Here is a 15355-nt window from a genome sequence, read left to right on the forward strand (position 1 = left end):
TCAATCATAGTTAAGTGACGATAGCCTAGGAGATACACCTGTTCCCATGCCGAACACAGAAGTTAAGCCCTAGCACGCCTGATGTAGTTGGGGGTTGCCCCCTGTTAGATATGGTAGTCGCTTAGCATTTATCCGCCATAGCTCAGTTGGTAGTAGCGCATGACTGTTAATCATGATGTCGTAGGTTCGAGTCCTACTGGCGGAGTCGTAAAGCGGTAGAGAAAGCAGCCTTCGGGTTGCTTTTTTTGTGCTGAAATTTTTTTGAAAATTTAGTAGTTTTTCAGATATAAGGTTTATTATTGTAGGTACTTTTGATAATATTTGTTATAATAGATGTAATATTTTAAAAGGATTATTTAATGGTTATTATTGAAAAGGCTCCAGCTAAGATTAATTTGGGTTTAGATATTATTGGTAAGAGACAGGATGGCTACCATGATTTATCAATGGTTATGGTTAGTGTTGATTTGAATGATTATGTGACTGTTTCTGAAATTTCGGGCTCTGACATTGTTGTGGAATCAAATAATCATAAAATGCCTTTGAATGATAAAAATGATGTCTTCAAAGCTGCTCAGCTTATTAAAGAAAGATATAGTATCAAGTCAGGTGTGAAAATTGAATTAGAGAAGTCTATTCCTATCTGTGCTGGGTTAGGTGGTGGTTCTACTGATGCTGCTGCTACGATTAGGGCTTTAAACCAATTATGGAAACTAAATTTATCCAAGGAAGAAATGATCGAAATTGGTTTTCAAATTGGCAGTGACGTTCCTTACTGTTTAAGTGCAGGTTGTGCTTGTATTTCTGGTAAGGGGGAAATAGTTGAGTGTCTTGATACTTCTTTGTCAGCTTGGGTTGTTCTAGTCAAGCCTGAATTTGGTGTTTCTACTCGTACAGTTTTTCCTGAGATTGATTGTGAGACGATTTCTCGTGTCGATATCGCTGCCCTAAAGGAAGCTGTTTTAGTTAACGATTATGATCAGATTATTTCTCATATGGGGAATTCTCTGGAAGATATTACCATTAAGCGTAAACCTTTTATACAAAAAATAAAAGATCGAATGATAAAATGTGGAGCTGATGTTGCTCTGATGACCGGTAGTGGACCAACGGTATTTGGTTTGTGTCGTTCTGAAAAGAAAGCAGATCGTTTGGTTAACAGTATGCGTGGATTTTGTAAGGAAGTGTATAAGGTTCGTATACTTTGATTGAGGAGAATCATGTGTTTGATTCTTTTTTTTCTTTTTGATATAATTAACTGGTTAATGAATGAGAGGAGTGTTGATAATGCAGCTAGAGAAGCAAATTGATTGTCTAGTGAATGAGATTTTATTAAAAGCCGAAAATCAGCACGAGTTATTATTTGGTGCTTGTCAAAGTGGTGTGAAATTGACTAATACACAGGAGCATATTTTGATGCTTTTATCGCAAGAGAGATTAACAAATTCTGCTTTGGCAAAGCGCTTAAATATCAGTCAGGCAGCTGTTACTAAAGCGATTAAGTGTTTGGTAAAAGAAGGTATGCTTGCGCCTGTAAAAAATCGAGATGATGCTCGTGTGACTTATTTTGAGTTGACTGAGCTTGCTAGACCAGTTGCTGATGAGCATACGCATCACCATGATGTGACATTATCAGTATATAGGAAAATGGTTAATGAATTTTCAGATGAAGAGCAAGCTGTTATTGGAAAATTTTTGGCTGCTTTTTCAGATGAGCTAGAAGGGTGTAAATGAGATATATTACTGTAGAGGATTTATCTTTTCAATATGATAGCGAAACGGTTTTAGATGGGATTAGCTATCATTTGGATAGTGGTGAATTCGTAACGTTAACAGGTGAAAATGGTGCAGCAAAGTCTACTTTAATTAAAGCGACTTTGGGGATTTTAACACCTAAAAGTGGTCAGGTGACTATTTCTAAAACAAATAAAGATGGGAAGAAGTTGCGTATTGCGTACTTGCCACAGCAGATTGCTAGTTTTAATGCTGGTTTTCCTTCAACTGTACATGAATTTGTCCGTTCAGGAAGATATCCAAGAAATGGTTGGTTCCGTCGTTTAACAAAGCATGATGAGGAACATGTTAAGGCTAGCCTTGAGTCTGTGGGAATGTGGGAAAGCCGAAATAAGCGCATTGGAAGCCTGTCTGGTGGGCAAAAGCAACGTATTGTGCTTGCGCGTATCTTTGCTTCTGATCCTGATATTTTTGTTTTGGATGAACCAACAACGGGTATGGATGCTGGAACGACGGAAAAATTTTATGAGTTAATGCATCATAGTGCGCACACACATGGAAAATCTGTTTTGATGATTACGCATGACCCTGATGAGGTTAAGCGTTATGCGGATCGAAATATTCATTTGGTTCGTAGTCAACAGACTCCATGGCATTGTTTTGATGTTCATGCTCTTGCAGCGAAAGGAGCTAAGGATGCTGACTGAAATTTTTTCATATGATTTTATGCAACGTGCAATTATGGCTGTTATTGCCATCAGTGTATTTGCTCCGATTTTAGGAATTTTTCTTATTTTGCGTCATCAGAGTTTGATGAGTGATACACTTAGTCATGTTTCACTAGCTGGTGTCGCTTTGGGGATTTTACTGGGAAAATCTACAACTTGGTCGACGGTTATCGTGGTTACAATTGCTGCAATTGTCTTGGAGTACTTGCAGACGGTTTATAAGCACTACATTGAGATTTCGACTGCTATTCTTATGTCGCTTGGTTTGGCTGTTGCTTTAATTGTGACAAGTAAATCAGAAAATGCTAGTGGTGTGAATCTAGAGCAGTATTTATTTGGTTCGATTGTGACAATTAATATGGGACAGGTTATTGCGCTTTTTGCTATTGCAGTTATTGTCTTGATTTTAACGTTGTTATTTATCAGACCGATGTATGTTTTGACGTTTGATGAAGAAACAGCTTTTGTGGATGGGTTGCCTGTACGTTTGATGTCATTGTTGTTTAATATTGTGACAGGTGTTGCCATTGCATTGACAATTCCTGCAGCTGGAGCTTTGTTAGTGTCAACGATTATGGTTCTGCCAGCAAGTATTGCCATGCGTCTTGGAAAAAACTTTAGATCTGTCATTTTTATTGGTGTTTTAGTTGGTTTCATTGGTATGGTTACGGGAATTATCACGTCCTATTATTGGGAAACACCAGCAAGTGCTACAATTACAGTTATCTTTGTTGGAATCTTCCTTTTGGTTAATCTGTTTAATGTTATTAAACGTCGTAGTAGTTAAAAAAGAGAGCTATTAGCTCTCTTTTTTGTATATAAAAAAACAGATGCTTGAAGCACCTGTTCATTTTTTAATTAGTAAGTCAATACGAAGTATTTTTTCTTACCGCGACGGATAACAGTAAGTTCGTTATCGATTTTATCGTCGTCAGAAAGTGCGTAATCTAGGTCTTGGATACGTTCACCGTTGATGTAAATAGCACCGTTTTGAACGTCTTCACGTGCTTGACGTTTTGATGGTGAGATTTTAGCTGCAACAAGCATTTCAACGATATTGCGGTTGTCATCTTCTTGAACAGCGTAGTTAGGAACGTTGTTTAGACCTTGTTTTAATTCTTTTGCTGAAAGGCTCTTGATGTTTCCAGCGAAAAGTTGTTCAGTGATTTTAAGAGCTTCTTTGTAAGCTTCTTCACCGTGAACAAGTGTAACAACTTCACGAGCCAAGATTTTTTGTGCTAGACGTTCGTGACGAGCAGCGTTAAATTCTTTTTCGATTTCAGCGATTTCGTCAAGTGAAAGGAATGTGAAAATCTTCAAGAAGCGAACAGCATCGTCGTCCATAACGTTGAGCCAGAATTGGTACATTTCGTATGGAGATGTTTTGTCAGCGTCAAGCCATACGGCATTTCCTTCAGATTTACCGAATTTTTTACCTGTAGCGTCAGTGATAAGTGGAACTGTCATAACGTGACCAGTTTTATCAGCTTTACGGCGAAGCAATTCTGTACCTGCAGTCATGTTACCCCATTGGTCAGAACCACCGATTTGCAAAGTAACGTTGTATTTGTCGTTGAGTTCGTAGAAATCGTAACCTTGCATGATTTGGTATGCGAACTCAGTATATGAAATACCTGTTTCAATACGTTTTTTAACTGATTCTTTACTCATCATAGCGTTGACAGTAAAGTATTTACCGACATCACGTAGGAAGTCGATGAAGCTAATGTTTCCAAACCAGTCATAGTTGTTAACCATAACGGCTTTGTTGTCACCATTTTCGAAATCTAGGAAACGTGACAATTGATTTTGGATTTTAACAACCCATCCATCAACAGTTTCTTTTGTTTGAAGGCTGCGTTCAGCGTCTTTGAATGAAGGGTCACCGATAAGTCCTGTAGCTCCTCCAACAAGTGCGTATGGTTTGTGACCTGCGAGTTGAAGACGACGTGATGTTAGGATAGCAACCAAGTGACCAAGGTGAAGGCTATCAGCTGTAGGATCGTAACCAGTATAATAGGATACTTGCCCTTCTGTTAATGCTTTGACAAGGGCTTCTTCATCAGTTGTTTGAAAAACTAAGCCACGTTCTTTGAGTTCTTCGAATATGTTCACGAGCTTTCTCCTTACTTAAAATTTTGAGGCTGGTTGTAATTTTCTAGCTAAGCTAAATCCACCTCAATGATATATTGTAGTTTACAGGCTATTATATCAAAAAGCGGTGCCTCTATGCAAGCTTTATCAAAGTTTGGTATAATAATAATGAGGTATTAGAATGAGTAAGAGAACGAAACATAAGAAAAAAGCAGATTATCAGAAGCTTGGTTTGCTGGATTTCGGTTCAGTTTTTTTGAGGACCGTTAAGCTGTTAACCGACTTCTTTTATATTATTGTTATTTTATTTGGTATGCTGGGAGTAGGTCTTGCTTTTGGGTACCTTGCTAGTCAAATTGATGCGGTTAAGGTTCCTGATAAAGAAAGTCTTGTAAGTCAGGTAACGTCTCTGACGCGCGTGTCGCAGATGTCTTATTCTGATGGTAGTTCGATTGCAGCCATTGATACGGACTTGTTGCGCACGCCTGTTGCTAGTGATGCTATTTCAGAAAACATCAAACACGCGATTGTGGCGACTGAGGATGAAAACTTTGAAGGACATGATGGTGTTGTTCCAAAAGCTGTTTTTCGTGCGACTTTAGGATCAGTCCTTGGTCTTGGTGAAACTAGCGGTGGTTCAACTCTTACCCAACAGCTTATCAAGCAGCAGATTTTAGGTGATGATCCAACGTTTAAACGTAAATCACGCGAAATTATCTATGCTCTTGCTTTGGAACGTTATTTGAGTAAAGATGAGATTTTAACAGATTATCTGAATGTATCGCCTTTTGGTCGAAATAATAAGGGGGAAAATATTGCAGGGATTGAAGAAGCGGCACAAGGAATTTTCGGTGTGTCTGCTAATGACCTGACTATTCCTCAAGCAGCATTTTTAGCGGGATTGCCTCAAAGTCCGATTGTGTATTCTCCTTACACGGCTGCGGGTCAATTAAAAGATGCAGATAACATGTCTTATGGTCTTTCACGTCAGCAGGATGTTCTTTATAACATGTATCGCGCAGGCTATTTGACTAAAGATGAATACAATGAGTACAAGTCTTATGATATTAGCAAAGACTTTATTCAACCTGCATCTGCCTCAACAAGTTATCATGATTTCCTCTATTACTCAGTCTTGGAAGAAGCACAAGATATTATGTATAACTACTTGATTGAGAAAAATGGTGTTTCTGAACAAGAGTTGAAAAATGATGCAACGAAAGAATCTTACCGTAAATTAGCTTCAGACACACTTCAACAAGGTGGTTATACAGTTAAGACGACGATTGATAAAAATGTCTATAATGCTATGCAAAATGCTGCGGCACAATATGGTGGTACTCTTGACCAAGGAAGTGCTCAAACAGTTGATGTCGGAAATGTTTTGATGGACAATTCGACAGGGGCTATTTTAGGATTTATCGGTGGACGAGATTATTCAACAAACCAAAATAATCACGCTTTTGACACCGCGCGTTCACCTGGGTCAAGTATCAAGCCAATCATTGCTTATGGTATTGCTATCGACCAAGGTTTGCTTGGTAGTGCAAGTATGCTTTCTAACTATCCGACAAACTTTTCAAGTGGTCAGCCAATTATGCACGGTAACGATGTCGGAACTGGCATGATTAATCTTCAAGAAGCTCTAAATGTATCATGGAATATTCCGGCTTATTGGACGTATCAAATGTTACTCAACAACAATGTCGATGTTGAATCATACATGAAGAAAATGGGATATAGCATTGATAACTACAATATTGAAAGTTTGCCTTTGGGTGGTGGTATTGAAACAACCGTTCTTCAACAGGTAAATGCTTATCAGATGATTTCAAACGGTGGTGTTTACTTGAAAGGTTATCTTGTAGACAGCATTACAGATAATCAAGGTAATGTTATTTACAAACACAAGGCTAATCCAGTCCGCGTCTTCTCAGAAGCGACAGCAAGCATTTTGAATCAACTTCTTAAAGAGGTTGTGACAGGTGGTGCAACGACTGAGTTCTATAAAGATTTGCAAGCTATTAATGGCTCAGCAGCTCAGGCAGATTGGTCAGGTAAGACTGGTACGACTGATAACTATACCGATGTGTGGTTGATGTTATCAACACCGAAAGTAACACTTGGTGGTTGGGCTGGTAATGATGATAATGCATCGCTTGACTCAATGGCAGGGTATAGATACAATGCGCAGTATATGGCTAATCTAGTTAACTCTATTTATAATGCAAATTCAAATACATTTGGTACAGGTAAGTATAATTTATCTTCAAATGTAATGAAGTCAACAGTTCTTAAGGCAACTGGTTTGCAGCCTGGAACGGTAACGGTTAATGGTCGCTCACTAAACGTTAGTGGTGAAACAACAACAAGTTACTGGGCTAAGACAGGTGCAGGTAATATGACTTATAAATTTGCGATTGGAGGAACAGATAGCGATTATACAAAAGCATGGGATGCTTTGCTTCATAATTCTTCAATTAAAACGAATAACAGTAACTAATAATACTTGCAAAAATTGAAAAAATAAGGTATAATATTAACAACTATTTGTCGTCTGCTTTAGTTGAAATATTGTCCAACTAAGGTTTGCAGCAGTTAAATCACGATTTTATTGGTCAGATTTAGCTGCTCTTTTTGTGCCTTTTTTAGAAAAAAATGAGGTTTGTAACCTATATTTAAAGATTCTAAAAATTCACATTGGCGGCACACTTGGCAGGGTGTTTTAACAGACATCCTAACTATAAGGGTCAAAATGAAAAAGTAATGATTTTTCTCCTCAATCGAAGAGAATTGTGGTTATGATGGAGTTTATAGACCTCTGTATTTTAATGAAGGAGTAAAAAACTTGGCAGGACATGAAGTTCAGTACGGGAAACACCGTACACGTCGTAGCTTTTCAAGAATCAAGGAAGTTCTTGATTTACCTAACTTGATTGAAATTCAAACGGATTCTTTTAAAGACTTCTTGGATAACGGATTAAGAGAAGTTTTTGAAGATGTACTTCCAATTACAAACTTTACGGATACTATGGAGCTTGAATTTGTTGGTTACGAATTGAAAGAGCCTAAGTATACGCTTGAAGAAGCTCGTATCCACGATGCATCTTACTCAGCACCTATTTTTGTAACCTTCCGTTTGATTAATAAAGAAACAGGAGAAATCAAAACTCAAGAAGTTTTCTTCGGTGATTTCCCAATTATGACTGAAATGGGTACATTCATCATCAACGGTGGTGAACGTATTATCGTTTCTCAGTTGGTTCGTTCTCCTGGTGTTTATTTCAACGATAAAGTTGATAAAAACGGTAAAGTTGGTTACGGTTCAACTGTAATCCCTAACCGTGGAGCATGGCTTGAATTAGAAACAGATTCAAAAGACATTGCTTACACACGTATCGACCGTACACGTAAAATTCCATTTACAACACTTGTACGTGCGCTTGGTTTCTCAGGTGATGATGAAATCATGGATATCTTTGGTGACAGCGAACTTGTTCGTAACACAATCGAAAAAGATATTCACAAAAACCCAGCAGACTCACGTACTGATGAAGCTCTTAAAGAAATTTACGAACGCCTTCGTCCAGGTGAACCAAAAACAGCTGATAGCTCACGTAGCTTGCTTGTAGCTCGTTTCTTTGACCCACGTCGTTATGACTTGGCAGCTGTTGGTCGTTACAAAATCAACAAAAAACTTAACATCAAGACTCGTCTTTTGAACCAAACAATCGCTGAAAACTTGGTTGACGCTGAAACTGGTGAAATCCTTGTTGAAGCTGGTACAGTAATGACACGTGACGTGATTGATTCAATCGCTGATCAATTGGATGGTGACCTTAACAAATTTGTTTACACACCAAACGATTACGCTGTTGTCACTGAACCTGTTGTTCTTCAAAAATTCAAAGTTGTTGCACCAAACGATCCAGACCGCGTTGTTACAATCGTTGGTAACGCAAATCCTGATGACAAAGCGCGTGCGCTTACACCAGCTGATATCTTGGCAGAAATGTCTTACTTCCTTAACCTTGCTGAAGGTCTAGGTAAAGTTGATGATATCGACCACCTTGGTAACCGTCGTATTCGTGCCGTAGGTGAATTGCTTGCTAACCAATTCCGTATTGGTCTTGCTCGTATGGAACGTAACGTTCGTGAACGTATGTCAGTTCAAGACAACGAAGTGTTGACACCACAACAAATCATCAACATTCGTCCTGTTACTGCAGCCGTTAAAGAATTCTTCGGTTCATCTCAATTGTCACAGTTCATGGACCAACACAACCCACTTTCTGAGTTGTCTCACAAACGTCGTTTGTCAGCCTTAGGACCTGGTGGTTTGACTCGTGACCGTGCTGGTTATGAAGTTCGTGACGTGCACTACACTCACTATGGTCGTATGTGTCCGATTGAAACTCCTGAAGGACCTAACATCGGTTTGATCAATAACTTGTCAACATACGGACACCTTAACAAATATGGTTTCATCCAAACACCATATCGTAAAGTTGACCGCGCTACAGGTGTGGTTACAAACGAAATCGTTTGGTTGACTGCCGATGAAGAAGATGAATACACAGTAGCACAGGCTAACTCAAAACTTAACGAAGATGGAACATTTGCTGAAGACATCGTTATGGGACGTCACCAAGGTAATAACCAAGAGTTCCCAGCAAGCGTTGTTGACTTCGTAGACGTTTCACCTAAACAAGTAGTTGCCGTTGCGACAGCATGTATTCCTTTCCTTGAAAACGATGACTCTAACCGTGCCCTTATGGGTGCCAACATGCAACGTCAAGCGGTGCCATTGATTGATCCACACGCACCATATGTTGGTACTGGTATGGAATATCAAGCAGCTCATGACTCAGGTGCTGCAGTTATCGCTAAACACGATGGACGCGTTGTCTTCTCTGATGCTGAAAAAGTTGAAGTTCGTCGCGAAGATGGTTCACTTGATGTTTACCACATTACTAAATTCCGTCGTTCTAACTCAGGTACAGCTTATAACCAACACACACTTGTTAAAGTTGGCGATATCGTTGAAAAAGGTGATTTCATCGCTGATGGTCCTTCAATGGAAAAAGGTGAAATGGCCCTTGGTCAAAACCCAATCGTCGCTTACATGACTTGGGATGGTTATAACTATGAAGATGCCATCATCTTGAGTGAACGTCTTGTTAAAGAAGATGTTTATACATCAGTTCACTTGGAAGAATTTGAATCAGAAACACGTGATACTAAATTAGGCCCTGAAGAAATCACTCGCGAAATTCCAAACGTTGGTGAAGAAGCTCTTAAAGACCTTGACGAAATGGGTATCATCCGTATCGGTGCTGAAGTTAAAGAAGGTGACATCCTTGTAGGTAAAGTAACACCTAAAGGTGAAAAAGACCTTTCTGCTGAAGAACGTCTTCTTCACGCAATCTTTGGTGATAAATCACGTGAAGTTCGTGATACATCACTTCGTGTACCACACGGTGGAGATGGTGTCGTTCGTGACGTTAAAATCTTTACACGTGCAAACGGTGATGAATTGCAATCAGGTGTTAACATGCTCGTTCGTGTTTACATTGCACAAAAACGTAAAATCAAAGTCGGAGATAAAATGGCCGGTCGTCACGGTAACAAAGGGGTTGTTTCTCGTGTTGTTCCAGTTGAAGACATGCCTTACCTTCCAGACGGAACTCCAGTCGATATCATGTTGAACCCACTTGGGGTGCCATCTCGTATGAACATCGGACAAGTTATGGAACTTCACCTTGGTATGGCTGCTCGTAACCTTGGTATTCACATTGCAACACCAGTCTTTGACGGGGCAACTTCTGAAGACCTTTGGGATACAGTTAACGAAGCTGGTATGGCTAGCGACGCTAAGACAGTTCTTTACGATGGACGTACTGGTGAACCATTTGATAACCGTGTGTCAGTTGGTGTCATGTACATGATCAAACTTCACCACATGGTTGATGATAAACTTCACGCACGTTCAGTTGGTCCTTACTCACTTGTTACGCAACAACCTCTTGGTGGTAAAGCACAATTTGGTGGACAACGTTTCGGTGAAATGGAAGTTTGGGCTTTGGAAGCTTACGGTGCATCAAATGTTCTTCAAGAAATCTTGACTTACAAATCAGATGATGTCAACGGTCGTCTTAAAGCTTATGAAGCTATCACTAAAGGTAAACCAATTCCAAAACCAGGTGTTCCAGAATCATTCCGAGTTCTTGTAAAAGAATTGCAATCACTTGGTCTTGACATGCGCGTGCTTGATGAAGATGACAACGAAGTAGAACTTCGTGATCTTGATGAAGGTGAAGATGACGACGTTATGCACGTTGATGATCTTGAAAAAGCTCGTCAAAAACAAGAAGCAGAAGAAACTGAAAAAACAGAAGTTTCTGCAGAAGAAAACAAATAATAGGAAAAAACATTCGGACATGAGAGAGGCAAATCTTGCTTCTCTTGGTCAGATTGTTTAATTGAGTCCTATAACGATAAATGATGTCTTACGAATCATGAATTTGTAAGTCATGACAGTTAGAAAGTAGCGCAGCTATTTTCAAAAGTACAATAAAGAAAGGTAATACTAGTGGTTGACGTAAATCGTTTTAAAAGTATGCAAATCACATTAGCCTCACCAAGTAAGGTCCGTTCATGGTCTTATGGTGAAGTTAAAAAACCTGAAACAATCAACTATCGTACGCTCAAACCAGAACGTGAAGGTCTTTTTGATGAAGTTATCTTCGGACCTACAAAAGACTGGGAATGTGCTTGTGGTAAATATAAACGTATTCGTTATAAAGGAATTGTTTGTGACCGCTGTGGTGTTGAAGTAACACGTGCTAAAGTTCGTCGTGAACGTATGGGTCACATCGAATTGAAAGCTCCAGTATCACACATTTGGTACTTCAAAGGAATTCCATCACGCATGGGTCTTACTTTGGACATGAGCCCACGTGCTCTTGAAGAAGTTATTTACTTCGCAGCTTACGTGGTTATCGATCCAAAAGATACTCCGCTTGAACCAAAATCACTTTTGACTGAACGCGAATACCGTGAAAAAATCCAAGAATATGGACAAGGTTCATTCGTTGCTAAAATGGGTGCTGAAGCCATCCAAGATCTTCTTAAACGCGTAGATTTGAAATCAGAAATCGCTGAACTTAAAGAAGAACTTAAAACAGCAACTGGTCAAAAACGTATCAAAGCAGTTCGTCGTTTGGATGTTCTTGATGCCTTCTACAAATCTGGTAACAAACCAGAATGGATGGTACTTAACATCTTGCCAGTTATTCCACCAGATCTTCGTCCAATGGTTCAATTGGATGGTGGACGTTTCGCTGCATCTGACTTGAATGATCTTTACCGTCGTGTTATCAACCGTAACAACCGTTTGGCTCGTTTGCTTGAATTGAATGCCCCTGGTATCATCGTGCAAAATGAAAAACGTATGTTGCAAGAAGCTGTTGATGCGCTTATCGATAACGGTCGTCGTGGTCGTCCAATTACAGGTCCTGGTAGCCGTCCTCTTAAATCTTTGAGCCACATGCTTAAAGGTAAACAAGGTCGTTTCCGTCAAAACTTGCTTGGTAAACGTGTTGACTTCTCTGGACGTTCAGTTATCGCCGTAGGTCCAACACTTAAAATGTATCAATGTGGTGTGCCACGTGAAATGGCTATCGAATTGTTCAAACCATTCGTAATGCGCGAAATCGTTGCACGTGATTACGCTGGTAACGTTAAAGCTGCTAAACGTATGGTTGAACGTGGAGATGAACGTATTTGGGATATTCTTGAAGATGTTATTAAAGAACACCCAGTACTTCTTAACCGCGCACCGACTCTTCACCGTTTGGGTATCCAAGCCTTTGAACCAGTCCTTATCGACGGTAAAGCACTTCGTCTTCACCCACTTGTTTGTGAAGCCTACAATGCCGACTTCGATGGTGACCAAATGGCCATCCACGTACCACTTTCTGAAGAAGCACAAGCAGAAGCACGCCTTCTTATGCTTGCCGCAGAACACATCCTTAACCCTAAAGATGGTAAACCAGTCGTAACTCCATCTCAAGATATGGTTCTTGGTAACTACTACCTAACAATGGAAGAACCAGGTCGTGAAGGTGAAGGAATGGTCTTCAAAGACCGTGATGAAGCAGTTATGGCATACCGTAATGGTTATGTACACTTGCACACACGTGTTGGTATCACAGTTGATAGCATGCCAAACAAACCATGGACTGACGAACAAAAACACAAAATCATGGTTACAACTGTTGGTAAGATCCTCTTCAACGACATCATGCCTGATGATCTACCTTACCTTCAAGAACCAAACAATGCTAACTTGACTGAAAAAACTCCAGATAAATACTTCTTGGCACCTGGTCAAGATATCCACACTGTTATCGACAGCTTGGACATCAATGTTCCATTCAAGAAGAAAAATCTTGGTAACATCATTGCGGAAATCTTTAAACGTTTCCGTACAACAGAAACATCAGCCTTCCTTGACCGCTTGAAAGACCTTGGTTACTACCATTCAACTCTTGCTGGTTTGACAGTGGGTATCGCCGATATCCCAGTTATCGATAACAAACAAGAAATTATCGATGCAGCCCACAGCAAAGTTGAACAAATCAACAAAGCCTTCCGTCGTGGTTTGATGACTGATGATGACCGTTATGTTGCTGTTACAACAACATGGCGTGAAGCTAAAGAAGAACTTGAACAACGTCTGATTGAAACACAAGATCCTAAGAACCCTATCGTTATGATGATGGACTCAGGAGCTCGTGGTAACATCTCTAACTTCTCACAACTTGCCGGTATGCGTGGTTTGATGGCTGCTCCGAACGGACGTATCATGGAATTGCCTATCTTGTCTAACTTCCGTGAAGGTTTGTCTGTCTTGGAAATGTTCTTCTCAACTCACGGTGCTCGTAAAGGTATGACCGATACAGCCCTTAAGACTGCCGATTCTGGTTACCTTACTCGTCGTTTGGTTGACGTTGCCCAAGACGTTATCATTCGTGAAGACGATTGTGGAACTGACCGTGGTCTTGTTATCCGTGCAATCACTGATGGTAAAGAAGTTACAGAAACTCTTGAAGAACGTCTTGTTGGTCGTTATACTAAGAAATCTGTTAAACACCCTGAAACAGGAGAAGTTATCGTTGGTGCTGATGTATTGATTACTGAAGATATGGCAGCTGAAATTGTTAAAGCTGGTGTTGAAGAAGTAACAATCCGTTCAGTATTTACATGTGATACTCGTCATGGTGTCTGCCGTCACTGTTATGGTGTCAACCTTGCTACAGGTGATGCGGTTGAAGTTGGTGAAGCAGTTGGTACAATTGCCGCTCAATCTATCGGTGAACCTGGTACACAGCTTACAATGCGTACCTTCCACACGGGTGGTGTAGCGTCAAATACCGATATCACACAAGGTCTTCCTCGTATCCAAGAAATCTTTGAAGCTCGTAACCCTAAAGGGGAAGCAGTTATCACTGAAGTTAAAGGTACTGTTGTTGACATCGAAGAAGATGCTTCTACACGTACTAAGAAAGTTTACGTTCAAGGTAAGACTGGTATGGGTGAATACGTGGTACCATTTACAGCTCGTATGAAAGTAGCTGTTGGTGATGAAGTTCACCGTGGTGCTCCACTTACTGAAGGTTCTATCCAACCTAAACGTCTCCTTGAAGTTCGTGATACATTATCAGTTGAAACTTACCTTCTTGCCGAAGTACAAAAAGTATACCGTAGCCAAGGGGTAGAAATCGGTGATAAACACGTCGAAGTAATGGTTCGTCAAATGCTTCGTAAAGTACGTATCATGGATCCAGGTGATACAGATCTTCTTCCAGGTACACTTATGGATATTGCAGACTTCACAGATGCTAACAAAGATGTTGTTATCTCTGGTGGTATCCCTGCAACTGCACGTCCAGTACTTATGGGTATTACTAAAGCTTCGCTTGAAACTAACTCATTCTTGTCAGCTGCATCATTCCAAGAAACAACTCGTGTTCTTACAGATGCTGCTATCCGTGGTAAAAAAGATCACCTTCTTGGTCTTAAAGAAAATGTTATCATCGGTAAAATCATTCCAGCTGGTACAGGTATGGCTCGTTACCGTAACCTTGAACCACAAGCTGTTAATGAACTTGAAACAAGTGAAGAAGCAGAAGTTGAAGCAACTGTATCAACAGACGCTGAATAATCTGATTTCACATTTAGAGTTAATAAATGAAAAAGCCTAGGACTTGTCCTGGGCTTTTTTTTGCTGAAAAATGAGATTAAAATAGATAATAATCATTATAAATAAGCATATATATTTTAAATTAGCTTTAATTCTTATATAATAAAGACCATAAGGAAGTGAGAAAAATGTACCAAGTAATCAAAATGTATGGGGACTGGGAACCCTGGTGGTTTTTAGATGATTGGCAGGATGATATCATCGAAGAACAATCTTTTGAATACTTTGAAGAAGCATTGTCGTTCTACTGTCAAGAATGGGAATTGCTTAGAACAAATCTGCCAAGTTGCAAATGTCATGATAATTTTCAAGCCGCTTTTTGGGATAAGGCTGAGAAGCGTTGGTGCGAAAATTGTGGTGATTATCTGCAACAATATCATTCACTTTTAATTCTAAAAGATGGGCAAGAATTAGCTAAAGAGCATTTTGCTTATCACTTTAATATTAGAAATGATGAACCGACACCCAGACCTCAAAAATGCAAATTTAAACCTTAATCATGGAAAATTCCATGATTTTTTTATTTTTTAAA

Annotated in this window: 9 protein-coding genes, 1 tRNA gene and 1 rRNA gene; 10 read left to right on the forward strand and 1 reads right to left on the reverse strand. The window is 39.7% G+C overall.

The window, feature by feature from the left end; all coding sequences use genetic code 11:
* Positions 1–10 precede the first annotated feature (10 nt).
* The 6 genes from rrf (at position 11) to ACNTMY_RS00650 (ending at position 3249) form a co-directional block, all read left to right on the forward strand.
* Positions 11–126: ribosomal RNA gene (gene rrf / locus ACNTMY_RS00625) — 5S ribosomal RNA — on the forward strand.
* Positions 127–131: 5 nt separating this feature from the next.
* Positions 132–205, forward strand: a tRNA-Asn gene (locus ACNTMY_RS00630).
* Positions 206–359: 154 nt separating this feature from the next.
* Positions 360–1208 (forward strand): 4-(cytidine 5'-diphospho)-2-C-methyl-D-erythritol kinase, encoded by an 849-nt coding sequence (gene ispE, locus ACNTMY_RS00635; protein WP_423216279.1) that lies wholly within the window; start codon positions 360–362, stop codon positions 1206–1208.
* Between the two features lie 79 nt (positions 1209–1287).
* Positions 1288–1734 (forward strand): zinc-dependent MarR family transcriptional regulator, encoded by a 447-nt coding sequence (locus tag ACNTMY_RS00640; protein ID WP_423216280.1) that lies wholly within the window; start codon positions 1288–1290, stop codon positions 1732–1734.
* Positions 1731–2441 (forward strand): metal ABC transporter ATP-binding protein, encoded by a 711-nt coding sequence (locus ACNTMY_RS00645; protein ID WP_423216281.1) that lies wholly within the window; start codon positions 1731–1733, stop codon positions 2439–2441. The genes ACNTMY_RS00640 and ACNTMY_RS00645 overlap by 4 nt, the downstream gene beginning before the upstream one ends.
* Positions 2431–3249 (forward strand): metal ABC transporter permease, encoded by an 819-nt coding sequence (locus tag ACNTMY_RS00650; protein WP_134775780.1) that lies wholly within the window; start codon positions 2431–2433, stop codon positions 3247–3249. Before ACNTMY_RS00645 ends, ACNTMY_RS00650 begins: the two co-directional genes overlap by 11 nt.
* Positions 3250–3320: 71 nt before the next feature.
* On the opposite strand, the gene tyrS is transcribed toward ACNTMY_RS00650, so the two are convergent.
* Positions 3321–4577, reverse strand: coding sequence for a tyrosine--tRNA ligase (tyrS, locus tag ACNTMY_RS00655; RefSeq protein WP_423216282.1), 1257 nt, complete (start codon positions 4575–4577; stop codon positions 3321–3323).
* Between the two features lie 160 nt (positions 4578–4737).
* Here tyrS and pbp1b point away from each other — a divergent pair, with 160 nt between their 5' ends.
* The 4 genes from pbp1b (at position 4738) to ACNTMY_RS00675 (ending at position 15320) form a co-directional block, all read left to right on the forward strand.
* Complete coding sequence (gene pbp1b, locus ACNTMY_RS00660) at positions 4738–7059, forward strand: penicillin-binding protein PBP1B (protein ID WP_423216283.1); 2322 nt, start codon at positions 4738–4740, stop codon at positions 7057–7059.
* Positions 7060–7404: 345 nt separating this feature from the next.
* Positions 7405–10977 carry a DNA-directed RNA polymerase subunit beta gene (rpoB, locus tag ACNTMY_RS00665; RefSeq protein ID WP_423216284.1) on the forward strand — a complete coding sequence of 1191 codons (3573 nt, stop codon included), beginning with the start codon at positions 7405–7407 and terminating at the stop codon, positions 10975–10977.
* A 171-nt stretch (positions 10978–11148) separates the two neighbouring features.
* On the forward strand, positions 11149–14784 hold the full coding sequence (rpoC, locus tag ACNTMY_RS00670; protein WP_423216285.1) for a DNA-directed RNA polymerase subunit beta': 3636 nt from the start codon (positions 11149–11151) through the stop codon (positions 14782–14784).
* Positions 14785–14951: 167 nt separating this feature from the next.
* Positions 14952–15320, forward strand: a complete 369-nt coding sequence (locus ACNTMY_RS00675; protein ID WP_423216286.1) for a DUF1033 family protein — start codon at positions 14952–14954, stop codon at positions 15318–15320.
* The last annotated feature ends 35 nt before the right edge of the window (positions 15321–15355 follow it).

Source organism: Streptococcus equinus (assembly GCF_049393735.1).
Classification (GTDB): Bacteria; Bacillota; Bacilli; order Lactobacillales; family Streptococcaceae; genus Streptococcus; species Streptococcus equinus_G.

Bases quoted from the DNA above. Each gene is read 5' to 3' on its own strand.
- ispE (WP_423216279.1), top strand. From the start codon at position 360: ATGGTTATTATTGAAAAGGCTCCAGCTAAGATTAATTTGGGTTTAGAT.
- ACNTMY_RS00640 (WP_423216280.1), top strand. From the start codon at position 1,288: ATGCAGCTAGAGAAGCAAATTGATTGTCTAGTGAATGAGATTTTATTA.
- ACNTMY_RS00645 (WP_423216281.1), top strand. From the start codon at position 1,731: ATGAGATATATTACTGTAGAGGATTTATCTTTTCAATATGATAGCGAA.
- ACNTMY_RS00650 (WP_134775780.1), top strand. From the start codon at position 2,431: ATGCTGACTGAAATTTTTTCATATGATTTTATGCAACGTGCAATTATG.
- pbp1b (WP_423216283.1), top strand. From the start codon at position 4,738: ATGAGTAAGAGAACGAAACATAAGAAAAAAGCAGATTATCAGAAGCTT.
- ACNTMY_RS00675 (WP_423216286.1), top strand. From the start codon at position 14,952: ATGTACCAAGTAATCAAAATGTATGGGGACTGGGAACCCTGGTGGTTT.